Source organism: Vibrio sp. QJM3NY_21 (assembly GCF_057785975.1).
Genome location: NZ_CM173514.1, coordinates 410,421 through 434,162, shown reverse-complemented (window position 1 = coordinate 434,162; position 23,742 = coordinate 410,421). Strand labels below are relative to the sequence as shown.

Below are 23,742 nucleotides of genomic sequence, written 5' to 3'. Positions count from 1 at the left end.
AGTTACACTTGTACAATTTTTGCACAACCGAAGAAGAAGCTATTGAAACTACGGGGCAGATCTTGTCTTTTGTCTCTTATTGCTTTTTGTATATCCAAGTTGACCGAGCATAATTATGTGATTTGGAGGCGTAACTCACTTTGGGGCAATGTGTTAGGTGAAGGTCTAATATTGAAACAACTCATACGTTTTATTTTGCTTTGATCACATGGTGTGGGCTGTCCAGCAAACAGTAAAAATATACAACTTTCGTTCTTGATGCGTCCTGACTACATAGTGGCCTTTTTGTATGACGTAGTAGGTTTCGATTAATTACCAAATATGTTTTTATAAGTTCCAAAAAAAAGAGCCGCTAAAAGCGGCTCTTGATTTTCAAACTATTCGAACTCGTTCAGATTACTCTTTACCGAATACGTTGTTCTCTTGCTCTTGTACACGGATGAAAGTCGTACGCTTAGTTAGCTCTTTAAGCTTTGCTGCGCCTACGTATGTACAAGTTGAACGTACACCACCAAGGATGTCTGAAATTGTGTTGTGAACTGAACCACGGTATGGAAGTAAAACAGTTTTACCTTCCGCAGCACGGTACTTAGCAACACCACCTGAGTGCTTGTCCATAGCCGACTGTGAAGACATGCCGTAGAACTTCATGTATTGCTTACCGTCTTGCTCTACAACTTCACCGCCTGACTCAGAGTGGCCAGCTAGCATGCCGCCTAGCATTACGAAGTCAGCACCGCCGCCGAACGCTTTAGATACGTCACCCGCACACGAACAACCACCGTCACCGATGATCATGCCGCCAAGGCCGTGTGCCGCGTCGCCACACTCGATGATTGCAGAAAGTTGAGGGTAACCTACGCCTGTTTTAACACGTGTAGTACAAACAGAACCAGGGCCGATACCAACCTTAACAATGTCTGCGCCCGCTAGGATTAGCTCTTCAACCATGTCACCCGTTACAACGTTACCCGCAGAGATAACTTTAGTCGGGAATTCTGCACGTACTTTCTGTACGAACTCAACAAGGTGCTCTGAGTAACCGTTAGCAATATCAATACAGATAAATACAAACTCTTCGCTAAGCGCCATGATCTTCTTAACTTTCTCGAACTCAGCTTCAGATGTACCTGTTGATACAAATACGTTGTTCAGTGTTTTCTTGTCTGCTGTTTTAGCGAACTCAGCCCACTGCTCTACTGTGTAGTGCTTGTGTACTGCAGTCATAACACCGTGCTCTGCTAGAGCGGCTGCCATTTCAAAGCTTGCTACCGAATCCATGTTCGCTGCAATTACTGGAGTACCAGACCATTGACGACCGCTATGCTTGAATGTAAAATCGCGGGTTAATTCAACTTGAGAACGGCTTTTAAGGGTAGAACGCTTCGGACGGAAGAGTACATCTTTGAAACCTAACTTAAGTTCTTGTTCGATACGCATGGTGTTTTCCTTGATTCATAAAATTATGTGTCTCTCGCGAAATGCGTAGTAAAACCGTTGGCAGACGAGTTTACTTTCCTTCGGACACAAAAAAACCGGAGCGTTGGCAGACGCTCCGGTTTTCAGCATTATAGGTCGTGATTTAGTAACAGCAAGTCTGATATTTCACTTTTTTTTGTGCTATCCTCTCAAAGATTCCATACCTGCTTCAAACCCCTCAGCTTTACTTTTCCACTAAATTCTTATTAATTAATAACTTAGCGAACTATTCACGCAAACGCTGTCGGTTTATTGCGCAATCGTTTTCCTCCCTATCTCACTCAATATCACCCTCATTAAGCAATAATGTGAAGAAAGTGCCTCGAAATCACATAAAAATCACACTTTTCTCCAACAAAAAAATGTCTTTTTTCTTAAATAAATTCGATTTTTTCCCAAATTTTCTTTGTTTTCGACCAAATCCGGCAATCTCATCACCTTGTCAGTTCGCCTCAATTTGGAAAAGCACTGTGCCATGGGGCCGATTTATAGGTCGAGATTCACTTGGGTTTGAGAATCCAGCCCTCGCACTCCATTAAATAATGCTTTCAAGCTCAAACTTTATAAATCTAATTTCTATTAACCCGTAGCATTACCGTTCCAAAAGCACATTTCGTGGCTGCCCTTTCGTTCATTTAACCTGGAAGACTCTGCAAAGCGCACAGAAAAAGAAGATTGGTTAACGTGTAAAACTGAGGGGAAAGACAAGATTTAAAGAATAGAAAGCAAAAAAATGGCTAAAGTGGTTAACCTTAGCCATTTTTATTCGCTGATCAGACTGACACTAATACGTACATAGAAAAGTGCTGTTTAGTGAATAGAGCAGTGCTAGTTCTTTTGAGAAACTAACGCTTCAGCGGTCGCATCTTGAATAGATAAGAACAATGAGCTGACTTGCCCTGTTGGTGAGCGCATCGGGTTCAGCGTCACGTTCTGATACATGAAATCGGCTTGTTGAGTTACAGGGCGAACATTGCGGCACTTAAACAGATAAGGCCTTTGTTGCCATGTAATGAAGCTGCGGCAACCTAGATCGTAGACTGGCTTGGTTTTGAGCCTAAACCACTCTTCAGGGATCTCAGGGAATAACTCAAAGATCGACTTACCGATCGCATCATGCGATTGCTTACCGCTATGGTGCGTCATAAAGCCATTCCAAACTTGTACCTGAAAGTCACGGTTAATGACCACCAGCCCCATATCGACGTTTTGAACCATGTCCACCATCCAGTGGAACTGTTCAAATTCAGCAGGAAGATTCAGCATATTAAAACTCCTCCATTAGGTAGGCCAATTTGTTGTCTAGAAGAGGCAGAGACTCATCGACAAACATAAACAGAAGGTCACAACGGATAGAAGTGCCATCAATGTTGTAGCTGACTTCAAAGGTCATGGTCTTTTTGAACGAGCCGCTGGTATTTTCAATCACCGAATCAATCGAGATGTGTTGCCCAAGCAGAACAGGCGAACTCTGGAAGAAGCGAACCTCAGATTGCTCCCCTAGCCCGTTAAGGAAAGAGCCAACTAGGATATTCGATACATCCATCAGCAGTTCTAATTCTTCAAGCTGTTCGCTTTCGGTTGGCACTTTCATTAGCTTCTTAAGATCGCTCACGCTGGAATCACTCAACAAGACTAATGCTTCGCCTGCAATGCCTTCTCCGCTAAAACCTTGGCAAACACCCGACACTTGGTCGTTGTCTGCTAGGTCACGAAGCGCCATGTGCAATTCACTCACTTCGAAGATGTTGACGTTCGGCAGTGGTAAGTGGACAAATACATTAAAGTGACGAGCCAGTGCATCAGCAGCACGGCCTATCGCTACGTTCGCCACTTCCATATAGATATCGCGTCTGCGAAGTATTGGCAGTTCTAAAGCGGTTGGAGTAATGATCTGAGGCTGTTTTGGCGGCTCAACATGCTCACGTAAAATAGCTTTTAGCGCTTCTTTATCGATCGGCTTTTGTAAAAACGCTTTGGCGCCGAGATCCAACACCTTCTGTTGTGCTTTTGGTTGTATGTCACCCGAAACAACGACAACAGGTGTGGTATCACCCAAACGTTGCATCTCTTCCAATGTGCCATAGCCGTCTAATTCCGGCATGGTGAGGTCGAGGAACATCAATTTAAATTGGTTTTGAGCGAGCTCTTCAAGTGCATTGAGCCCATGAACAGCAAAAGTTATATCTGCATTTAGAGAACTAGGCAGTGATCGAGCCATCTGCTTCCTTGCTAACGCAGAATCATCACATATAAGAACTGGGAACGACATAAATGCACCACCGACAAATTAAAGCTAATTCGGACGAGTGTAACAGAACATTATGGTATCAGGTACGGGGTGAATGGATTTATGTGTAGATTATTAGTAAGAATGATGGAACAAGCAGGTAAGCTATTATCTGGCATTATTCTTCATGAAAAACAATATGCTACAAAGGTAATAACCGTTCGTCATTATAGAGTAATAGCACTTTTTTATGAAACAACAGCACTAGTTTATGAAATGGCAGCCTTAATAAGTGACTTTATTAAGGCTCGGTTTGCTCATTCATTTATCGGCTTTATGTAGCCATGATAAGAGACGCAGTGTGAAGAACTAGAACTGGTATGAAGGCCATAAGATCAGTAAAGCGAAACGAATGACCACAGCAAACACCAATAAAGCGATACCCAAACGATACCATTTGTATTCCGCGATACTCATTGGGATACGCTTATAAAACATCGTAATCACGCCCTTCCAATCACTACTGCGTCTTCCGTACTGCATCATGCTAGTCAAAACAAACAGTGCGCCAAGCACTAACATTCCTTTTTCAGCCCAGAACAATCCAACTTCCATTTGTGTATTCCTTGATAAAACGGTGAGCAACTCAAATCATTCTAGTCACCTTTGCGCTCGGTTTCTGTAAGACCAAGGTCTAACCCGCCCTATACTATCTGAACATACCAATCTGGACGCTCTTAGTTGAACGTAGTTAGCTGCGTGTACTTAACTGAACAGCGTGTTCATATCGAGTTCAGCTTCGCCATCTATACTCATGTTTCCACTAACAGGAGAAATTCAATGAAATCACTGAAAAAGTCGCTTTGTGTATTAACTGCTTCAGCTCTACTCGTTACCGCTCCGTTTGTGAGTGCTTCATCACCACAACAACCGCCACAGCCAGCAGTGAGCCCACTGCAAATGGTTATTGCTTCTTTAAACCTGAGCGAAGAGCAACACGCGGAAGTCATCTCCCTTGTTGAAGGCTACCAATCGGATAGAACACAGATTGACATGGATAGCGCGATCGAGCTCAAGAAGAAACAGATCAGCCTTGTGACTCAACCTGATTTCAATGAAGCCGAGATGGAAAAGATCATCGACACCGTTCAAGCAACCGAGAAGTCGATGGTGATGCAAGAGATGCGTCTAAAGAACAACATTTATAATGTGTTAACTGAAGAGCAGAAAGAGCAATTCAAAACCATGATGAAGTCTGCGCTGTCTGGTGGAAAATAGTTTGGTAGAAAGCAGTTTGGTAGAAAGTAGCCTGGCAATAAATCGTCTGGCAGAAAATAGCTGCCCCTAATCCTGATATTGATTCTTCCCCCTCCCCCAAAAGGGAGAATCTGAATAGATAACAAAAAGCCGCAGTCATTATGATGACTGCGGCTTTTTTGTGTTCAGTACAGCATCAGCAAATCACGTATAAGCATGATTCGACAAATCTAGAGATTGGTTGTTCTTTTGAATGACACGCATCAATTGGATAAGCAATAGAATACCCGTTACACCTAAACCAACGCCGATTCCGCCCCAAATCCCTGCAAGCTGGAACTTATGCATCAAATACCAAGCAGCAGGTAGGCCAAATACCCAGTAACCAATGGCTGTCATCACGGTTGGCATTGAAACAATCTTCATCCCTCTCAATAGGTTAATTGCCAGTAACTGCCAAGCATCAACGATGAAGCACAACGCGACTACCCAGATAACAGAAGCCAATAACGAAGTCATCGCGCCCGTGCCATCGTCCAGCTTAAAGATAGACGCGATCATTTCCGGCCATATGATGAACACGGCAGACAACGCAACGCTCAACACCGACACCAAGATAAAGCTGAGAATTGAGGTTCTTTTGATACCTTCGTAGTTTCCCGCACCGAAATCACGCCCCACCAAAATCGCCGCAGCTTGTGAGAAACCGAAATTGAAGTTCCAAGTAAAGCTTAAGCATTGCAGCAGGATTTGGTGTAAGGCTAACGAAGCAATACTGATCGTTCCCGCCATCAAGGTGCCGCCGTAAATAAGGCCATGTTCGAGTAATGCTGCTAATCCGATAGGTAAACCCATCATTAAAAGCGGACTCATCAACTTAATTGAATACTCTTCTGTGTTTAACCAAGGGGCGAACTGCCTGAATTCGTCACGTTTGAATACCCAAACCGTGTATCCAACCATCACGATAAATGCCGCGATAGCCGTACCTAAGCCCAAACCGGTTAAGCCCATATCTAATTGGAAGGTTAAGAAGTAGCTGACTGGCACATTCAGAATTACGGTGATAATCGACATCACCAGAATAGAGCGCACATTACCGAAGGCACTGGTTAATCCACGTAGTACCAACAAAATAAGCGAAGGCAGCATCACCCATTTCAAGGCGTGTACATATTCCATGGCTAAGGTGATCACTTCTGGCGGCTGTTTTGCTGCTTCCAATACCAACGGAGCAAACCAGAAGCTGGCCATTAAGGTCACACTGAGCACGAATGCCAACATAGTTGCGCCTTTCACAGCCAATCTAATTTGCGTGTTACCAAACTCTGGACGAGCTACGCGCTGACCATAAGCGATCGCGATCAGGTTCGCGACACAACCCACGGTGCTGCTCGCAATAATGAAGATGAAAAAGTAGATAGAGGCGCCTAAGCCACCAGCCGCAAGGGCTGACACACTGATACGCGACATCATCCAAACATCAGTAAGGACTAAAGCCATGGAGATCAGCTGTGAAATGATCAAAGGGAATGCAAGAGTGAGTATTTTTTTCATGAGCGCCTCAGGTAATTTCGCCCAAAATACGATCGATGAGACTAGCGTTCAATTGATAAATTTGCGACTCTAACATTCCATAAACTCATGCGAACGAATTATGACCCCATATCCTAGCTTGCCATCCTCACATAATGGTTTCAAAGCCTTTGAAGCTGCAGCAAGGCTGATGAGCTTTACTCTGGCTGCCGAAGAGCTGCATGTGACACAAAGTGCGATCAGCCGTCAGATCAAACAGCTTGAAGATGAGTTAAACGCATCACTGGTTATTCGTAAGCATCGAGCGATCGAATTAACGGTACAAGGTCATGATTTGTATGTGGCTTTGCGTGAAAGCTACGGCAATATCGAAGCTGTCATTGCCTCTTGGAGTGAGCCCAAGCAGAAACGTATTGTGATCAAAGCGACCCTGAGTTTCGCGACGCGAGTATTGATCTCTAAAGTGCGGGAATTAAACGAGCGTTACCAAGATCATGAGATCGTCATTGTTCCTGTGATTGAGGAAGACGAATCGATTAATAGTAGCGAATATGACCTATTGATCTTCCACACGCGCTTCAAAAAGCGCTATGACAAAGCACCTGACATCACCTTCTTGCGTGAAGAGTTTATGGCACCGGTCTGCTCGACTAGCTTAACTAATTCTGCCAATTTAACTAATTCGACCAACTTAACGAATAAAGACACCGACCTCGATTCGATCTTAACCTTGCCAAGGCTGCATCCAACCTTAGATCACCACGACTGGAAAGTGTGGTTGGCCGATGTTGAATTCCCACCAAAGAAACCCGTCAGAAATACCAGTTTCTTGTCCTTAGATATGGCGCTCAGTGCCTGTTTATCCGGTGAAGGCGTTACGGTCACAGATCTATTGCTAGTACAACAAGAGCTCCAACGAGGCTTCTTGTACTGCCCTAAGAATGCAAAGATTCAACACAGTGCTTGGACTTACTTTATGCATCAGCGTACTCACACGCCTATCATCAATGACCTTATTGAATGGCTTAGGGAAGAGACAGCAAAAGAGATCGAGTTGCTGAAATCATTAGCTCACCAGAATCATTGGTTTGGTGTTATAAGCGATCATCAGTAACGGTAAGCCGTAAGCCCAGATACAACTAAGCCGCAGAACTTGCTGCGGCTTATGCTTTCTACCAGTCGTTTATTGCTTTTATTTAGTGAGCATTAAAGCTTAAACATACGCGCACTGCGTGGTGGTAAATTGAAGGTATGGTAGCGAGAAGAAATGGTTTCTGTCGCGCTGCTTAATACGTCTTTGTATTGAACATTCCAGTTAAACTCATGTTGGTAGGTATCAACCGTCACGCCACGAGTTTCACCACACTTGTTAATACCAACAACGCCTTCTTTGCCACGCTTAAACAGCAAAGTACATTGGTCGCTGGAAATCATCGTCATCGATTTACCTTGCATCGCGTTATGGAAGCTCAGCATATTCTTCATATTCGAGCTATTCCAAACATTGCCCCAACGACCGTTATCCTTATCTTCAGAATCAGGAAGGTCATCACTGTAGATCAACGGCGTACCGCCATCTTTGCCAAGGATGTAAGCGTAAGCAAGCTGCTCGTCTTGTGGATCCATAATTTGGTAACGGAAACCGTCATTGGTTGGAATATCATGTGTGATCGCAAAAGTAATTGAGCGATTATCATCCAATGCTTGGCCGTAGGCTTTAGGATCATGCAGCTGATTCAAGCCACCGCCCATTGAGAATGCCGAGCGAATCGACGCAAACAGCGGGAAATCGTACGCGGAGTGATTAGTGTTATTCAGGTACGGCGCTAAGAATGACTCATAGCCGCTGTTCCCTGCTCCACCGCTGGTAATGACTTCACCGAACACATGCATGTTCGCAGTAATTTCAGACGTGAATACCTGATCGATTTGGTACTGGCTCATGTGTTTTACCGCATCAATACGGAAACCTTTGATCCCCATATCTTTTAGCGCTTTCAGATATAAACGTTGCTGTGAAACCACCCAGTTATTCGGATCAAGGTCAGGTAAACCTACATCGCCATCGGCACCACACAAACGCCAGTACTGAACGTGACCAGGATCGTTCCAATCTGAAATACAACCTGCGGCATGGAAATCGTTAGCCGAGACAAAACCTTGCGCTAAGTTGCCAAACAGAGTCTGGTCAGCAAAGTAGCTTGAACGGCTCGCATAATCGTTTAGCACTTCTGTGCCAGGGTAATCCAAGTCACTTCGCTTCCAGCTTTCATTCGCCATATGGTTCAACACCACATCGGCATACACATCAACACCCACACCTTTAAGTGCGGTAATCATTGCGGCTAAATCTTGTTTGTTGCCGAGAGGTGAATCAATGGCACGAAGGTCTTGAGGTTGGTAACGCGCCCACCATTGGCTGCCACTCGATTTCATTGCCGGAGCGACGAGTACTTTCTTATAACCAGCTTGTGCAATTTGATTCGCGTTGGCCGTTACGTCCGAATACTTCCAATTGAAAGCATGCAAAATAGTGTCAGCATAAGTGGCTGAGCTAAAAGAACAAACGGCAAGTGCGGATATGAGTAGGGTATTGATTGGTTTCATAGAACATATCTCTCATTATAAATTCACAAGAATGATATGAATAAGAAAGACAATTAAAACGACGGATAAATCAGAGTTGAATTAGCGTCACCTTCTGTTGATGGTGATTTTATAAAACTGAGCTATCGCCGATGTTATGCGGGATGAATTTTGAAAAGAACTGAAATGAGAATTAATTGAATCAAGTTGACCGGAACAAGACAAAGACTTTGGTCGGCTCTTCTAAACTACGTTATGATTCCTTTTCCCCTCAACCAATTGATATTTTTATGCCTTCTTTCTCTTTTTCACTGATCCCTGTAGGGGTTCGGTTCATGATCCTTTCCGCTTTTGGATTCGCACTGATGTCAGCGTGTGTGAAATACGTTAGCAATTACGGCATACCTGTATTTGAAATTGTTGCAGCAAGGGCTTTGGTGTCTTTGATCATCAGCTACATCGACGTTAAACGAAAAGGCATTTCTATCTGGGGCAATAACAAACCTCTGTTGTTTGTTCGTGGCGCTGTTGGTACCGCAGCCTTGATGTGCGTTTACTACGCTGTAACCACTCTTCCGTTAGCAGAAGCCACCATTCTACAATACGTGCATCCCGTATTTACTGCGTTACTTGGCGTACTGTTCCTGAAAGAACGCGTCCAAAAGTCGACCATGATATGCATTGTATTCTGCCTAGCGGGGTTATCCGTAATGGTACAGCCAAGCATGAACAGCAGCGCGAGCAGCGAGTTGCCGCTATTCAGTATTATGCTGGCGTTATGTGGCGCGTTTGGTAGCTCAATTGCTTATGTGATTGTAAGAAAGCTTAGCCAAACTGAAGACAGCTCAGTCATCATCTTCTACTTCCCACTGGTCGCTCTGCCAATATCGACCGCCCTTATCTGGAACGACTTTGTGTGGCCTAGCCTTTTCTTGACCATGATGCTGGTTCTGGTGGGGATTTTCACACAAATAGGCCAGTACGGTTTGACCAAAGCAATGCAAACTCAAGCGGCTGGTAAAGCTTCAGCTTACTCATACGTTCAGATCGTATTCTCAGCACTATTAGGTGTTTGGGTGTTCAATGAGATTCCATCAGTTTGGACATATCTAGGTGGTGGGCTGATCGTGACAGGCGCACTAATCAATGTGTTTGGTAAACAGTTATTGGTGCCATTTAAAGCTAAGTAGATAGCCAAATAACAGAGCTGAATACCAGTTAGCCAATCAGCGATTAAATAGATCTAAAAAGGGCATTGCGGAGTATTCCGCAATGCCCTTTTCTGTAAGTCTTTCCTAGCACCCTTTATTGGACGTTTTATTTGAACAAACTCGCTCTAACACACCAACTCGATTAATGAGTTTTATTACGTGGCATTGCGCAGTTTAGGATCATCACTCAGGTATTCTACGAACTCGATTTCAAAACCTGCCGGATCCACAAAGTAGACGTTTTTACGATAAGGTTCTTCCGCTCCGGGTTTGGCTATTGGGAAGCCCGAATCAATAAGGCGTTCAATCACACTCTCAATATTATGGGTCACATAAGCGAAGTGAGCGAGACCAACAGAGTGTCCGGCTAAGTCTCTATTTTCACCCTCTCCATGATCACTCATTGCGATGTATTGATACTCATCGCCAAAGTGCAGCCAGTTACGTGGCTTGCCTGACCATTCACCTTTCCCTTCATCACGGACATACCAATGAGGGAACGCCGCTTTATAGAAAACCAGCATTTCAGGGATGTCTTTGACGACTAAATTTACATGTTCAAGTTGGATCATTCTTCTCTCCTTAAAGTATTCTCATAAGCAACGTTGTACATGCTAATACCTCAAGTTAAGTTGAGGTAAAGGGTTAATTTACGTTTATTTTCGAGAACGTTTTTAGAGTCCAAATTGTTCTATTTTTTTGATGCTATACAAACTTTAAGCATGAGAACTTTAATCACCTAAGTTTTAAACAATAGACGTTAAGTTTAGACGACCTACCCCAAACTGACTTCCTAATCATGCGGCTTGTTAAGCTCGTTTCTTAAGTCTTTAATGATTCATAAACAAAAAAGCGAACCACTTAGGTTCGCTTTTCTTTCATCTAGCACGTTTCGTCTTTGCAATACGCGGCGGTTAAGCCACAGATATTATGACTTTGGCTGATCCACCTCTACATCGAGAGATGCTCTGTTCCCTAGACTAAAGAACTTCTTCCATTTAATCGGCATCATTGGAATAACAATGAGGCTGATACCAACCAGTGTCAGAATGTCGGGGATCTCGTCAAACCACATCACGCCAAACAAGGTTACAAACACTAACCCCGAGTATTCTGCGAGCGCAATTTGGTTTGCTGGAGCCTTTTTATACGCGACCACCACCAATGCATGATAACCAAGAACAAATAGATTGATTGCCATGATCCACCCCACATGACGCCATTCAATCTCGGCCCATGCCGGCAATGCAAACGCCAGTGCAAGTGGCAGAGTCATAACACTAGTCCAAAATAAGGTCGAGATAATGTGTTGTTCGGCGTTCAAACGCTTGATCAAAATATTACCAACACCCATTGCAAGCGCACTGCCTAGCCCTGCAATCGCCGCCCAGTGAAATTGCTCTGGACGCAACACAATTAGCACACCCACGAAGCCTATCAGTGTCGCGATCACTTTTGATGATGTCGGCCTTTCTTTCAACAACACAATAGACAGAGGAAGCATCAGGATTGGCCCAACATAGAACATCGCGTTCGCTGTCGCCAAAGTAAGGTGTGTAATGGCAATCATCGCACAACCACTGCCCACTAATATAAATTGAGCCCGTAAAAAATTGATGCGGCAACCGCCTTGCATGCGAGTTTCTTTAGGGAGCTTTAGCCAAAAAGGAAGCAGTAAGATCACGCTCAATAGCTGGCGGATAAACACATACTGAAATGTGGGAACTTCACCATTAAGTATTTTTAGTGAGACATCGGAAAAAGACGCCAATAGGTTTGCAAATACCAAAAGCAAGATGGCGTGGTTGGTGACTTTATTCATACGGAAACAGAGCTACACATTTGTCATACAATTATGGGCAGGCATAATACATGAGAATGGAAAATAAGTAAGAACAAAGTTTCCGGATACTTATTACCAAAAACCAAAGGTATTAAGGAATAAGTATCCATCCTTTCCAGCTGCCTGATAGTCTCCTAAATAGCAACACACATTGGCGTATTTGAAATAGGGTCACGAAACACGCTCGCTTTGAGATCAAACACGTTACTGAGCATAGTTTCGGTCATCACCTCATCAGGCGAGCCTTCTGCTATTACGCATCCCTTTTCCAAAACCACTAAATGGTCGCAGTAACGACTGGCTTGGTTAAGATCATGCAGCACAACAACCACCGTTTTTCCTTTGGCATTCATCTGTTGCATCAGGTTCATTAATTCCACTTGGTGAGACATATCAAGGTATGTGGTCGGTTCATCCAACATCACTACATCCGTATCTTGTGCAATTACCATCGCGATCCATGCTCTTTGACGCTGCCCACCAGACAGAGACTCAACCGGCTTATCAGCAAACTCAAGCACACCTGTATCACGCATAGCTTGTTCGACAATCATTTGATCGTCCTGCCCTAGCCTCCCCCAATGAGACACATAAGGCGAACGGCCATATTCGACCAACTTTCTTACCGTGATCCCCTCAGGGCTGACCAAGATTTGCGGAAGAAGTGACAACGAACGAGCAAGCGCTTTATCGCCATAGCTTGATAGCGGTTTGTCTTCAAACAACACCTCTCCAGCCACTGGCTTGTTAATTCTGACTAACGTCTTTAACAAGGTGGATTTACCGCACCCGTTAGGTCCTATCAATGCGGTGATTTTTCCCTTAGGGATAGAAACCGACAGGTTCGGTATGATCGTTTGTTTGCCGTACGCGACGGAAAGATTCTGCGTTTTAAGCATGGTTACCAACCTCGATAACGATAGAGAAGAAAGATGAAATATGGTGCGCCAATCACAGACGTGAGAACGCCTGCTGGCAATTCAATAGGTGGTTGTAGACCTCTGGCTAACCCATCAGCGCTGGTAACCAGGATTGCCCCCACCAGTGCAGAGGCTGGGATTAACAACTTATGATTATGCCCAAACAACAAGCGTGCTAAGTGAGGTGCCAATAAACCCACAAAACTGATCGTTCCAGCAACAGAAACACTAACACTGGCAAGCAAAACCGCGGCCAATAGCGCAAGAGCCTGAATCTGTTTTGGCTTAGTACCCAATGTGGTCGCACTTTCCTCGCCAAGCCCCATCACATCTAATCGCCAAGCAAGCCACAATGCCATGGGTAACAACAAGAGCAGTACGCTCCAAATAAAGGGAACTTGCTGCCAGTTTCGTCCCCAAAGGCTGCCAGTTAACCACACCATGGCCGTGTTGATCTCGATCGGATTGGTAACCAGCAAGAAGTCGATACAACTGGCCAGAAACGCACTCACCGCAATACCAATCAGCGCCAACTTGGCGGGTGTTGGCCTTGACCACCATGCCAATACAGCAATCAGCCCTGCAGCCAATACCCCACCGAACATAGCTACAACAGGAAGCACACTGACTGGTGCATTGGGAAACCAAACTAAACTCGCTGTCGCAGCAAGGCCTGCCCCAGCGCTAATACCCATAAGGTCAGGCGATGCTAACGGATTACGTATCACGCCTTGCACTAATACCCCAGAAAGCCCTAACCCTGCGCCCACGCTTATCTCGAGCAACATACGTGGTAACCGATACTGATGGATAACAAAGTCGTCACTGGAAAACGCGACCAAATGTTCGATGACTTGAGGGATAGAAAGTGACGCTGCGCCAACAAACAAACCAGCAGATGCCACTAATATGAGAATCCCTGATAACAAAACTATCTTAGTGTGATGATGCATTAAGATCTCCTCGTAGCAATCAAAATAAAACAAGGTGTCCCGAGCAAAGCAGTAATAACACCAACGGGTGTTTCAGTCGGGAAAGCAATCGCTCGCGACAGCGCATCTGACCAAGACACTAATGCTGCGCCTGCCAATGCTGAAATAGGAATCAGTAAATGGTAATTGTGCCCAACCATAGGTCGAACCAAATGAGGCACTAACAGTCCTACAAAGCCAATTGGCCCTGCGATAGCGACGCTTGCTCCGGCAAGCAACACGATCGTCAGTCCACTCACGAGGCGGGTAAACCTGATGTTGCTGCCCAACCCCACAGCTACCTCTTCGCCAAGTGCCAGCAAGTTGAGGTTGCGAGCAAGACTCATTGCCAACACCAAACCAATCACTACAGGCGGCCAAAGCTGTTGCCATTGCCCATCATCCACACTAGACAGTGAGCCAGTAAGCCAATGCAAGACGCTATAAGCCATGTCGTCAGCAAGAATCAGCGCCGCTCGTGTCAGTCCTAGCAATAACGCCGTAATGGCGATCCCCGCGAGAACCAAACGTAACGGATGAGAACGTGCGGAGAAAAAACCGCCTAGAAGCATTACGACACCGCCGCTTAGCAATGCACCAAGAACCGCATTAAGGATTGGGTTTAGCTCGCTAACCACAGGTATACCTATTGCAGATAACGCCATAAAACAGGCCGCGCCTGCGTTAATACCAAGAATCGACGGAGACGCGAGTGGATTACGCGTCAAGCCTTGCATCAATAACCCAGCGACAGCCAAACTCGCACCAATAAACAACCCTGCGTAAGCTCTTGGCGCTCTTAGCGTCGCCAATATTTGATGCGTCATGCTGCTTTCATCAAACGCAAACCAGTAGTGAATTAAGTCACTCAATGTTAGAGAGAAATTAGACCACCCGGTCATAGAGGCCGCGTAACCAGATAGTGCCAAACACGACACTAATGCCGTAAATAACGTGACTCTCCACGACAGTATTGGCCAGGATCGCTTACTTTTAGAGAACAACATCGTACTCATGATGGGTCCAAGATCTGCTCAAGATTTTTCGCCATTTGTTCTGCCGCTAACATGCCTCGATTCAGTGACCAAAGTGCTGGTGACACTTCTACAACTTGCTGACTTTTTGCAGAGGTTAGTACATTGAATAACGGATTTTTCTGCCAATCATCAACAATATTAGGATGAGAATAAGCGCCAAGGAGCAACCAATCCGGATTGGTTTTCAACAACAACTCAAAGCTGGTTGGTAAATATGCCTTCTCTGTTGGTTTCACAATAGGGCTCGCAATGCCTAATGTGGTCAGCACGCCCCCTGCGTAAGATGCAGGGCTATGTAACCACATACCTTTATCCGACACGACAGCGAATTGGACGGTTTGTTTGAGCGAGAAATGACTTTTAAATTCAGCCATGACGTGTTGATGTTGTTGAATTCGTTGTTCCATTGACGATTGCTTGTCGAGAGCGATGCCAATCTTGAGCGCAGACTCCAAATTCTCTTGATAAGTCTCACCACGGCTTTTAAGCAGTAGAGTTGGTGCGATGCGTTGTAGATCTTGATAGACCGTACGATGACGCTCTGCATCGGCAATGATTAGATCAGGCTTTAATACCGCAATGGCTTCTAGGCTGGGCTGAGAACGCATGCCAACTGATTCCCATGGTTGAACCAATTCACGTACCGCCGGAATCACTCGCGAAGCATCATTGTCATCAGCAACACCAACAGGAGAAATACCCACCGCAGCGAGTGCATCTACAAATGAAAACTCCAACACCACAATACGTTGCGGGGTAGTCGCTATCTCAAACTGACCCTGATCGTCTTGTATGATCCTCGTTTGTGCTGAACTGGAGAATGAGAACAAGCTTAAGATCAGCAAAGCTAAGGTTATTGCTATCCTGCTGAATAAAAACGGCCGATTAAATGACAGCAGTCCGTTCGACAGCTGCAATGGATTCGAAAACAAGATTCGGGAGCTGTTTTCCATATTTAATTTTCCTTAAACGCTAGAACCGTGAAAGCCGCCAAGAGTATTGGCGACTTTTATTCGTTATTACTTTCAATAAATTACGTATTAGAACTGATAATTCAGATCCAAAGTGTAAGAACGTCCTGGTGCTGGATAACGACCAACTGGGCTGGTATCAATACCACGGAAGTAATAGTCCTCATCAAACAAGTTGTTCACCGCAAAGTTCATGCGCAGCTTACTGTTTTCATCCTTGTACAAATCCGAACCTAGGTTGAAGTTCCAGACCATGTAGGCAGGCACTTTACCTGTCGCGCCCGTTGCATCTTCGGCACTTGTATTCGCATTGTCAGAATAAGATTCGCTAAAGTAGTAACCAGATAAAGTCGTATCTACCTTGCTAAAGGCGTAAGTCGCATCCCAACTAAATTGATGTTTAGACGTATAAGGAAGTTGATTACCTTTGTTTACGCCCTCTTCCTCGATCGTTGCATCTAAGTAGTTATAGCCAGCGCCTAAACTCAGAGCTTGCATCGCTTGAGGAATATAACGACCAGAGAGTTCAACACCTTGATGGAGGGTTTTACCAATATTGTCGAAAGTTTCAGTCGCTTTTTGCCATTGAAGCTGATCTTCAAAATCGATTCGGTAAAGCGCTACATTGAAACTGGTTGAATCTTGGTTGTAGCGAGCACCCAACTCATAACTCCATGCCAGTTCACTGCCCTCTTCACCTTTACCACGGATGTAAGCAATTTGTGGTGCTCGCAAAGATTTCTGAGCATTGGTATAACCTACCCATTGTTCAGTTAGATGGTACGCCACCGTTAAACCAGGCAACCATTCTGTCACTTTGTTATTTGTCTTTTCTGCCTTACCTAGATCGTAAAATGCCATATCTATTGATTCATAGCGAATACCAGGTGTTACCTTTAATACATCATTAAACAAGCCAATTTCATTGCTGATATAGCCTGCGAAAGCGTCAGTATCTAAATGCCAATCGCGTGGCGTTGTGGTTACTCCACTAGAAATTGATGTTTGAGTGAGCTTGTAATCAATGTCTTCGTTAACATAGCGCGCACCCACAATCACATTTTGCGTCACGGTATTACCGTCAAAATACATCGCGAGTTTCGGCTCTACCCCATACACCTTAAATTCACGTGGTGACGTACGAATATCAGTAGATGGCTGCGACGGATCAGACCACTCCACACCTTTAGTACTGTTGTAACCCCACTGGAAGAAACGCTCAGAACGATGGCCAAAGGTCAGTACTTCTAGCTCTGCACTATCAGCAATATTCAAATCATGTAAGTACTTTAAGCTCCAACGTGTCGATTTACCTTGGTACTCATCATAAGGGCGCTTAGATTGGGTACGGTCATTCTCGTAATCTTCTGGCGATAAAGCGCCCGGCATTTGCGTGTCGGCATCATAACGCTGCACGAAAGCTTGTAGTTCTTGAGTATCACTCAGTAACCACTGCAACTTAGCTTGGAAGTTTTTGACATCGGTGTCTGAATGTTCACGGAAGCTTTCACCTTTTAGAAAATTACCTTCGACTTGAAGCGCAAGCGTATCGGTTAACCAGCCACCCGTGCGCAGGTAAAAATCATTAAGTGGCGTATCGCCACCCTCGAATACAGTAAAGCGATTACTTATTTCCGTTTGCCACTCGTGTGGAATAGGCTTAGTCACCAAGTTAATCACACCACCCACGTTGTTTGGCCCATACTGCACAGCAGCGCCACCACGCACGATATCAATTCGGTCAAGCATCGACAGAGTCGCAGGGAAAATAGATTGTCCGGTATGACCATAAGGCGCAAGAGTCAGTGGCACACCGTCCATTAGAAATTGAGCATGACCACTGCGGCTGGCTTTCAAGCCACGCACCGAGATGTTAGGCAATACACCCGTACCCGTTTCGTCTTGAACCTTAATGCCCGGTACACTTTGGAAGGCCGAATCAATCGAAAGTGCGCCAGTCTTTTTAATTTGTTCGTTAGTTAGAACGGTACGCGCTCCCGGATACTCTTTCACATCCTCTAGCTCTGAGTTACCGATCAAGCTACCTGTCACGACAACCGTTTCCATAGTCGTTGTTTGAGGATCAGACGCTGCAAATGCGCTCATGGAAGTCACTGAAGCGATGGCCATTGCAAGGGTACTTAGACGCAACTTTTGGTGTGATTGAGTACAGGGTTTACCATCCAAATTCTGGTAAGGCATGAAAATCTCCTAAGTAGGCAAGTTAAGATCAAAGGCCGTGGTTACAATTCGGCGCTTTGATCCTATGGGCTAAACGGCCTCAAAATAAGGCCAACTGTTCACTCATTCGTAGCGAACAAATCAATCGTTTTTGGAGTTGAAATGGTTCTTTGAAATGAACTAACTCCTAGAACTGAATTCGCTCTTAGAACTAAATTAGCTTTTAAAACTGATAGCCGTAGCTGAGCATGAATTCAGCAGGAGCACCGTAACCAATCTGGTTTGTGCCAGACGTGCCGTTGGTTGCTCCCAGAATATATTCCTCGTTCAACACGTTGTAAGCGTTCGCTTGGACTTTGTGACGACCCGTGGTGTACGCTGCCATCAAATCAACGGTGGTGTAATCGCCTAGTGCAACGGCTTCGTCATTACCCGCGTAACGGTCGCCAACGTATTTCACGCCGCCACCTAAACGCCAGTTGTCGTCTAGCTGGTAAGTACTCCAAAGTGAGAACAGATGGTCAGACACATCATTTGGCTTTTTGCCTGTCTCTTTGTTTTCTGCATCGAGGTAGCTATAACCCACAGAAATATCCCACTGCTCAGTAAATTGACCGCGAGCTTCTAGCTCAATACCTTGGTGGCGAGCTTCGATCTTGTTAACAACGTCTCCGTCTATATTCGTTTCTGGTTGCTCTTGATCAATTTGGAAGAGCGCGGCATTAAGCATCAAGGCGTTATCTAGTAAGTAAGCTTTTGCACCCACTTCTTTTAGATCGGTGTGGAAGAATTCAGCCAATTTAGGATTGATATAAATACCCGAGTAAGGCAATTGCCATGAGCGAGCTAAGCTTGCGTACACTGACATATCGTTGTTGAGACGGTAGACTAAACCACCACGGTAGCTCACTTTGTCATCGTCTAGATTTTCTTTTGCTGAGCCCGCTTTTTGCTGTTCAAGCTCCATCGAGTCGTAACGCACATTGCCGATCACTGAAAGATCACCAAAGGTATAAACATCTTGAATGTAAACACCTGTCGTCGTTGTGGTGTTATCACGGGAAGGTTTAAACCCCGGATCAGGCGTTGGGCCTGCTACAGGGTTATAGATATCTTTCGGAGGTAAGGTTTCATCTCTTGCGAGCATTAGGTCGATATTGATCTGATTATAATCCGCACCGATCATCATTTGGTTCGAATCCGTTTCCCAAACTAGCTCAGATTGAAGAGTCGTCGTGGTACGAGGGTCGTAACCGAGGTTATTTACACTCTGAGATACTCCATTCCCAGTTACCGTCCCTTGGCGTGTACCCTTTTGCTCAAGTTCGATATGGTTGTATGCTGCGCGGTTTGTCCATGCCCATTCGCTATTCAAAAGCCATTCATAATTAACGCCAACACGAATGCTGTCCGACTCTTGATAATCGTTCGTGCCACCGTAAAACGTGCTTTCAGAGACGTCGACAGGCTTACCATTCTTTGATGGAACACCACGATATGGCACCAACTCTTGGTGAGCATATTCGACATCGAGATCAATAATGTGTCCATCAGAAGGCATCACTCGAATTGTTGGCGCAATAAAGAAATCATTAGAGTCGACATGGTCTACATAGGAATCAGACTGTCGACTTTCCACGTTGATACGACCACTGACCTTGTCAGTAAACGCCATCGAACTATCAACTTGACCAACAAACAAATTGTTGCTGCCAACACTGCCATTTACGTTGGTGAAGTTATCACCGTTAGCTCGCTTGGTGACCAAGTTAATGATACCGCCCGCGGAGCCTCGGCCATAAAGTGCGCCCGCAGGGCCTTTTACCACTTCGACACGTTCGACATTCGCTAGGCTTCGGTACGATTGCATAGTCCCGTCATCACGCATACCATCACGGTAGATATCGTTGAGTGCATCAAAACCACGAATCACAAATTGGTCTCGGCTTCCCTCACCCAGGGTATTGTTAACCCCTGCGACACCATCAAGTGCATCCACTAAACGTACCGCGCCACGGTCTTCCATTTCTGTCTTTGTAACAACCGATACCGCTTGTGGCACATCTAACCACTCGACATCCGTTTTGGTTCCTGACTGAGGCATATGCTCTGCATAACCTTCGTATTGATGGCCAATAATTTGCACTGTTTCATCTACAGTGGCTTGTTCTTCCGCCACTGCAGTTGACACACCAGCCACCGCCGCCAAGGCTCCGCCAATTGCCAAAGCAAGAGGGGACAAGGTCAATCTCATGTTCATTTTCTAATTCCGTTTTAGTTTATAAAATAACAATATTGCGAATAAGAACAAATATCATTTATATTTGCAATATATATTTTTTGATCTATATTTGCTTTGCAATATGCAACACTACTAATGACATAAGAATCAATAAAAACAATAAGATAGAAAAATTCTCTTTCTTTTAACCCCGAAAGAGAGCACTTGAAAGCGAGTTGTGAGCAGGCGACAACAACGTTTTAAAATTAGGAAAGCCCCATGAAATCTACGATTATTATCGTAAGTCACGTCGTGAATGATGCAGTCACTCACGGCTTCGTACCTACCGCAAAGGCGATGGGTCTTCACGTCGTTTTGATCACAGATCACAAGCTCAATCACCTGAAATTGAGCAGTGATGATGAACGCTTTAATCCCGATGAAATTTTAGAATGCGATGTCTTTAACCCTCTTGAACTCATCGAAATCATCACCGAGAAAAATCTAGCACCTCATGCTGTTTTCAGTAATAGCGACCACCTACAAACTTCCACTGCAATCTGTGCACAGTTCTTTGGTTTACCCGCTAAAGATTGGAACGTGACGATTAAGGCGAAAAACAAATACTTAACTCGTCAGGTTCTCAACGAAAAATCGTTACCTAATACTCGAAGTGTTTTGTTAAGTCGAGAGAGCGCTCCTGTATTCGATTTCGATTTTCCTGTCGTTGCGAAGCCCAAGGAAGGCGTGGCTAGTTTAGACGTGCAGCGCTGCGATTCTGCGGCTGAGCTGGATAACTATTGCGATACGTTTTGGCAAAAGCACCCTACTACTCCCATCTTGGTTGAGGCGTTTTTGCAAGGCCCACTGATTACTGTCGAAACCATTGGCGACGGGGATCATTTGGTCGCGCTTGGTGGGTTTGATGTAGAGCTCTCAGCACCACCCTACTTCATCGAAACAGCTGCGAGTTGGAATGGTGTTAACAGCGTTCACTACCGTGATGAATGTATACGTCAGCTTAAAGAATTCGGGGTGGGGTTTAGTGTCTGTCATAGCGAGTTCATCATCACAGATTCAGGGCCGGTACTGGTCGAGATCAACTATCGAAGTATTGGTGATGGCCGGGAGTTTTTGCTTAATAACCTCAGTGGCGGGAATTGGTTCAATACCATCTTAAATCTTCACTTGGGTCACAAGCTTGATCCTACATTTCGTATTGATGGCAGCGCCCATGTGCACTATTTAGTGGCCAAACAAAGCGGTTTGATTGAAGGATCATCAACCTCTTTCATTCACCAAGAGGGCGATATTGTCACTCAGCAGCAAGTCCTTAAAAAGGTTGGTGATACGTTCCAACAAAGTTTCTCCAACAAGGATTACTTAGCGCGAATTTCGGTCGTTTCTCCTTCTGGTCAAAATCTAGAACCCGCACTACAACAGGCAATCTCTCGCTTCAATCTAACAGCAACAAACGAGGTAACAGCATGAATGAAAACGCGTTATACCTCACTCAACGACTAGTCGATACTTGCTTGCGTGAAGATTTGTTTGGATTAGTTTCTCAAAGCCAATTTAAATCTCAGCTACCAAATACACTCAAACTATCTTCTTATCCTCGTAATCAAATTTGGGCTATTTTTGCGGGTTTAGACTTTACACTCTACCTGCCCGTTACTCCCAGCTATTACATGCAGCGTTGGGTATACGGCCAACCAGATGGCTCGGAAGGTGATGGTTGGTTCATCGAGAGAAATGGTGTCGTTGAAAGCCAGCAGTACTATCAAGATTGGATTGAATTATTGAAAGCAAGTGCTCACGAAAGCTCGCATTCGTTATTAGATGGTTATTTGCAAGAACTCGAATGCGCAGAAAAACACAAAGGATTGTGTGACAGCGCCTTCAGTCAGCAATCCGAATCACTCATGCAGCCGATTTCTCAACTAGAACGTTGGGAGAAAAAGCTATTACGTGCCGATCAAATCGCATCCTATCTTGACCACCCTTACTACCCGACAGCACGTGCTAAGTTCGGTTTAAGCGATCACGACCTAGAGCAATTCGCGCCAGAATTTGCACAAAGCTTTGAACTTCGTTGGCTCGCAATCGAGAAGTCACTCGTTACATTGACCAGTCCACAACCAGAATGTTGGCCAACGATGGAGCAAGTGGGTCTGCCCGCCGATTTTGCTCTTAGCCATGAGTTATTCCCCGCACACCCATTAACACTAAGAAGTCTTGATGAAATTCCTGACGGTGTCATTGAAGCGCCAGTTGCGTGTCTTGAGGTGACTCCTACCCTGTCAGTGCGCACTGTGGTCGTGAATCAAGCACCACAGATCCACATCAAGGTGCCGCTGATCATGCGATCTTTGGGTACTAAAAACATTCGCCTAATCAAACCATCTACGCTCTATGATGGGCATTGGTTTGAACGTTTGTTGACGCACTTAGAGCAAACAGATCAAGACTTACACGGCACGTTTTTCCATTGTTATGAGAAACATGGCGGCCACGTTGGAGACGATAAAACCTTTGCTTACATTGTGCGCGAATACCCGCAAAGTTACTTCCAAGACAAAGCACTGGTGCCTGTGGCCGCCCTTGCCAGTCCAATGCCTGATGGACGCTTGTTCTTGGAACACCTCGCCGAACAGTATTATCAGCAAGATACACTGACTTGGTTTAAAGATTACGTTGATCTGCTTTGCAAAGTGCACCTTACATTGTGGATTCGTTACGGTATCGCTTTGGAGTCTAACCAACAAAACGCCATCATTGCATTCGATGAGCAAGGCAAGATGACCTTAGCCATGAAAGACAACGATGCAGCGCGTATTTGGCCAGAGCGTTTCCAAACGTTTGAGCAACAATCGCCCGTAAAATGCGATCACCTTTTAGATCAACGTATCACTGTAGATAACGAGCTTGCTCTTGGTCAGATGTTTACCACTATTACTTTGCAGTTAGACATTGCCGCAATTGTGGAAGCAATGGCGACGAAAGGAATCGCCACTTCAGCTTATCTGTATGAAATGGTCGCCAATAGCCTCTCCCAACAGCTTAGCCAGTTGGACAAACGAGGACACAACACCAAGCTTGCAAACGAGATGTTGTTTGAATCACCTAACCTATACGCTAAGTATCTATTGAGCTCGGGTAGCTTATTGTCTAAAGAGGCGTCTGGCGCAAGCGATATCAATAAGTTCTATGGCTTGTCGGCACCGAACTTTTTATTGCTAACCAGCGAAGAAGCACAACACGCTTACCTTGAAGACATCAAGCAGAGCGTGAGTTAA

20 protein-coding genes are annotated in these 23,742 nt (G+C 45.0%); 6 read left to right on the top strand and 14 right to left on the bottom strand.

The window, feature by feature from the left end; all coding sequences use genetic code 11:
- Positions 1-396: 396 nt before the first annotated feature.
- From AC3CID_RS17780 to AC3CID_RS17770, 3 genes are all read right to left on the bottom strand, one after another.
- The gene (locus AC3CID_RS17780) at positions 397-1,440 is read right to left on the bottom strand and encodes a GMP reductase (protein WP_009844818.1); all 1,044 of its coding nucleotides are present in this window, start codon (positions 1,438-1,440) and stop codon (positions 397-399) included.
- An 867-nt stretch (positions 1,441-2,307) separates the two neighbouring features.
- Complete coding sequence (locus tag AC3CID_RS17775; protein WP_004731659.1) at positions 2,308-2,745, bottom strand: PAS domain-containing protein; 438 nt, start codon at positions 2,743-2,745, stop codon at positions 2,308-2,310.
- 1 nt (position 2,746) lies between these two features.
- The gene (locus AC3CID_RS17770) at positions 2,747-3,751 is read right to left on the bottom strand and encodes a response regulator (RefSeq protein WP_004731662.1); all 1,005 of its coding nucleotides are present in this window, start codon (positions 3,749-3,751) and stop codon (positions 2,747-2,749) included.
- Positions 3,752-3,832: 81 nt separating this feature from the next.
- Between AC3CID_RS17770 and AC3CID_RS17765 the strand changes: the two genes are divergently transcribed.
- Positions 3,833-4,051: a hypothetical protein gene (locus tag AC3CID_RS17765; protein ID WP_237288737.1), complete on the top strand. Its 219-nt coding sequence runs from the start codon at positions 3,833-3,835 to the stop codon at positions 4,049-4,051.
- A gap of 27 nt (positions 4,052-4,078) precedes the next feature.
- Here AC3CID_RS17765 and AC3CID_RS17760 read toward each other — a convergent pair whose 3' ends face one another.
- A complete protein-coding gene (locus AC3CID_RS17760) occupies positions 4,079-4,324 on the bottom strand; it encodes a hypothetical protein (RefSeq protein ID WP_004731665.1) in 246 nt (81 codons plus the stop codon).
- 225 nt (positions 4,325-4,549) lie between these two features.
- On the opposite strand from AC3CID_RS17760, the gene AC3CID_RS17755 reads away from it, so the two are divergent.
- Positions 4,550-4,987 (top strand): Spy/CpxP family protein refolding chaperone, encoded by a 438-nt coding sequence (locus AC3CID_RS17755; protein ID WP_017087288.1) that lies wholly within the window; start codon positions 4,550-4,552, stop codon positions 4,985-4,987.
- A 183-nt stretch (positions 4,988-5,170) separates the two neighbouring features.
- Here the strand turns inward: AC3CID_RS17755 and AC3CID_RS17750 are convergent, their stop codons facing one another.
- Positions 5,171-6,523 carry an MATE family efflux transporter gene (locus AC3CID_RS17750; RefSeq protein WP_237288736.1) on the bottom strand — a complete coding sequence of 451 codons (1,353 nt, stop codon included), beginning with the start codon at positions 6,521-6,523 and terminating at the stop codon, positions 5,171-5,173.
- Between the two features lie 100 nt (positions 6,524-6,623).
- Between AC3CID_RS17750 and AC3CID_RS17745 the strand changes: the two genes are divergently transcribed.
- Positions 6,624-7,616, top strand: coding sequence for a LysR family transcriptional regulator (locus AC3CID_RS17745; RefSeq protein WP_054545689.1), 993 nt, complete (start codon positions 6,624-6,626; stop codon positions 7,614-7,616).
- A gap of 92 nt (positions 7,617-7,708) precedes the next feature.
- Here the strand turns inward: AC3CID_RS17745 and AC3CID_RS17740 are convergent, their stop codons facing one another.
- Entirely contained in the window at positions 7,709-9,109 is a 1,401-nt protein-coding gene (locus AC3CID_RS17740) for an alpha-amylase family protein (RefSeq protein ID WP_237288735.1), read from the bottom strand.
- Between the two features lie 269 nt (positions 9,110-9,378).
- On the opposite strand from AC3CID_RS17740, the gene AC3CID_RS17735 reads away from it, so the two are divergent.
- Positions 9,379-10,278 (top strand): DMT family transporter, encoded by a 900-nt coding sequence (locus tag AC3CID_RS17735; RefSeq protein ID WP_081008954.1) that lies wholly within the window; start codon positions 9,379-9,381, stop codon positions 10,276-10,278.
- Between the two features lie 176 nt (positions 10,279-10,454).
- Here the strand turns inward: AC3CID_RS17735 and AC3CID_RS17730 are convergent, their stop codons facing one another.
- From AC3CID_RS17730 to AC3CID_RS17695, 8 genes are all read right to left on the bottom strand, one after another.
- Positions 10,455-10,871, bottom strand: coding sequence for a VOC family protein (locus tag AC3CID_RS17730; protein ID WP_237288734.1), 417 nt, complete (start codon positions 10,869-10,871; stop codon positions 10,455-10,457).
- A gap of 356 nt (positions 10,872-11,227) precedes the next feature.
- Positions 11,228-12,121, bottom strand: coding sequence for a DMT family transporter (locus AC3CID_RS17725; RefSeq protein ID WP_054545692.1), 894 nt, complete (start codon positions 12,119-12,121; stop codon positions 11,228-11,230).
- A 155-nt stretch (positions 12,122-12,276) separates the two neighbouring features.
- Positions 12,277-13,041: a Fe(3+) dicitrate ABC transporter ATP-binding protein FecE gene (gene fecE / locus AC3CID_RS17720; protein WP_237288733.1), complete on the bottom strand. Its 765-nt coding sequence runs from the start codon at positions 13,039-13,041 to the stop codon at positions 12,277-12,279.
- Positions 13,042-13,043: 2 nt separating this feature from the next.
- Positions 13,044-14,015: a FecCD family ABC transporter permease gene (locus AC3CID_RS17715; RefSeq protein WP_488527806.1), complete on the bottom strand. Its 972-nt coding sequence runs from the start codon at positions 14,013-14,015 to the stop codon at positions 13,044-13,046.
- Positions 14,015-15,049, bottom strand: coding sequence for a FecCD family ABC transporter permease (locus AC3CID_RS17710; protein ID WP_237288732.1), 1,035 nt, complete (start codon positions 15,047-15,049; stop codon positions 14,015-14,017). The genes AC3CID_RS17715 and AC3CID_RS17710 overlap by 1 nt, the downstream gene beginning before the upstream one ends.
- Positions 15,046-16,023: a Fe(3+) dicitrate ABC transporter substrate-binding protein gene (locus tag AC3CID_RS17705; protein ID WP_488527805.1), complete on the bottom strand. Its 978-nt coding sequence runs from the start codon at positions 16,021-16,023 to the stop codon at positions 15,046-15,048. The genes AC3CID_RS17710 and AC3CID_RS17705 overlap by 4 nt, the downstream gene beginning before the upstream one ends.
- 87 nt (positions 16,024-16,110) lie before the next feature.
- A complete protein-coding gene (locus AC3CID_RS17700; RefSeq protein ID WP_488527804.1) occupies positions 16,111-18,243 on the bottom strand; it encodes a TonB-dependent receptor family protein in 2,133 nt (710 codons plus the stop codon).
- Positions 18,244-18,445: 202 nt separating this feature from the next.
- Positions 18,446-20,482: a TonB-dependent receptor gene (locus AC3CID_RS17695; RefSeq protein WP_488527803.1), complete on the bottom strand. Its 2,037-nt coding sequence runs from the start codon at positions 20,480-20,482 to the stop codon at positions 18,446-18,448.
- A gap of 240 nt (positions 20,483-20,722) precedes the next feature.
- Between AC3CID_RS17695 and AC3CID_RS17690 the strand changes: the two genes are divergently transcribed.
- Together AC3CID_RS17690 and AC3CID_RS17685 are read left to right on the top strand one after the other, a co-directional pair.
- Positions 20,723-21,934 (top strand): ATP-grasp domain-containing protein, encoded by a 1,212-nt coding sequence (locus AC3CID_RS17690; protein ID WP_488527802.1) that lies wholly within the window; start codon positions 20,723-20,725, stop codon positions 21,932-21,934.
- Positions 21,931-23,742 (top strand): IucA/IucC family protein, encoded by a 1,812-nt coding sequence (locus AC3CID_RS17685; RefSeq protein ID WP_488527801.1) that lies wholly within the window; start codon positions 21,931-21,933, stop codon positions 23,740-23,742. Before AC3CID_RS17690 ends, AC3CID_RS17685 begins: the two co-directional genes overlap by 4 nt.

What these genes read in the sequence shown, in the direction of transcription:
- AC3CID_RS17740 (WP_237288735.1), bottom strand. Translation starts at nt 9,109, where the DNA reads ATGAAACCAATCAATACCCTACTCATATCCGCACTTGCCGTTTGTTCT.
- AC3CID_RS17725 (WP_054545692.1), bottom strand. Translation starts at nt 12,121, where the DNA reads ATGAATAAAGTCACCAACCACGCCATCTTGCTTTTGGTATTTGCAAAC.
- AC3CID_RS17775 (WP_004731659.1), bottom strand. Translation starts at nt 2,745, where the DNA reads ATGCTGAATCTTCCTGCTGAATTTGAACAGTTCCACTGGATGGTGGAC.
- AC3CID_RS17710 (WP_237288732.1), bottom strand. Translation starts at nt 15,049, where the DNA reads ATGAGTACGATGTTGTTCTCTAAAAGTAAGCGATCCTGGCCAATACTG.
- AC3CID_RS17745 (WP_054545689.1), top strand. Translation starts at nt 6,624, where the DNA reads ATGACCCCATATCCTAGCTTGCCATCCTCACATAATGGTTTCAAAGCC.
- AC3CID_RS17730 (WP_237288734.1), bottom strand. Translation starts at nt 10,871, where the DNA reads ATGATCCAACTTGAACATGTAAATTTAGTCGTCAAAGACATCCCTGAA.
- AC3CID_RS17770 (WP_004731662.1), bottom strand. Translation starts at nt 3,751, where the DNA reads ATGTCGTTCCCAGTTCTTATATGTGATGATTCTGCGTTAGCAAGGAAG.
- AC3CID_RS17780 (WP_009844818.1), bottom strand. Translation starts at nt 1,440, where the DNA reads ATGCGTATCGAACAAGAACTTAAGTTAGGTTTCAAAGATGTACTCTTC.
- AC3CID_RS17690 (WP_488527802.1), top strand. Translation starts at nt 20,723, where the DNA reads ATGAAATCTACGATTATTATCGTAAGTCACGTCGTGAATGATGCAGTC.
- AC3CID_RS17715 (WP_488527806.1), bottom strand. Translation starts at nt 14,015, where the DNA reads ATGCATCATCACACTAAGATAGTTTTGTTATCAGGGATTCTCATATTA.
- AC3CID_RS17695 (WP_488527803.1), bottom strand. Translation starts at nt 20,482, where the DNA reads ATGAACATGAGATTGACCTTGTCCCCTCTTGCTTTGGCAATTGGCGGA.
- AC3CID_RS17735 (WP_081008954.1), top strand. Translation starts at nt 9,379, where the DNA reads ATGCCTTCTTTCTCTTTTTCACTGATCCCTGTAGGGGTTCGGTTCATG.
- AC3CID_RS17685 (WP_488527801.1), top strand. Translation starts at nt 21,931, where the DNA reads ATGAATGAAAACGCGTTATACCTCACTCAACGACTAGTCGATACTTGC.
- AC3CID_RS17755 (WP_017087288.1), top strand. Translation starts at nt 4,550, where the DNA reads ATGAAATCACTGAAAAAGTCGCTTTGTGTATTAACTGCTTCAGCTCTA.
- AC3CID_RS17750 (WP_237288736.1), bottom strand. Translation starts at nt 6,523, where the DNA reads ATGAAAAAAATACTCACTCTTGCATTCCCTTTGATCATTTCACAGCTG.
- AC3CID_RS17760 (WP_004731665.1), bottom strand. Translation starts at nt 4,324, where the DNA reads ATGGAAGTTGGATTGTTCTGGGCTGAAAAAGGAATGTTAGTGCTTGGC.
- AC3CID_RS17765 (WP_237288737.1), top strand. Translation starts at nt 3,833, where the DNA reads ATGTGTAGATTATTAGTAAGAATGATGGAACAAGCAGGTAAGCTATTA.
- fecE (WP_237288733.1), bottom strand. Translation starts at nt 13,041, where the DNA reads ATGCTTAAAACGCAGAATCTTTCCGTCGCGTACGGCAAACAAACGATC.
- AC3CID_RS17700 (WP_488527804.1), bottom strand. Translation starts at nt 18,243, where the DNA reads ATGCCTTACCAGAATTTGGATGGTAAACCCTGTACTCAATCACACCAA.
- AC3CID_RS17705 (WP_488527805.1), bottom strand. Translation starts at nt 16,023, where the DNA reads ATGGAAAACAGCTCCCGAATCTTGTTTTCGAATCCATTGCAGCTGTCG.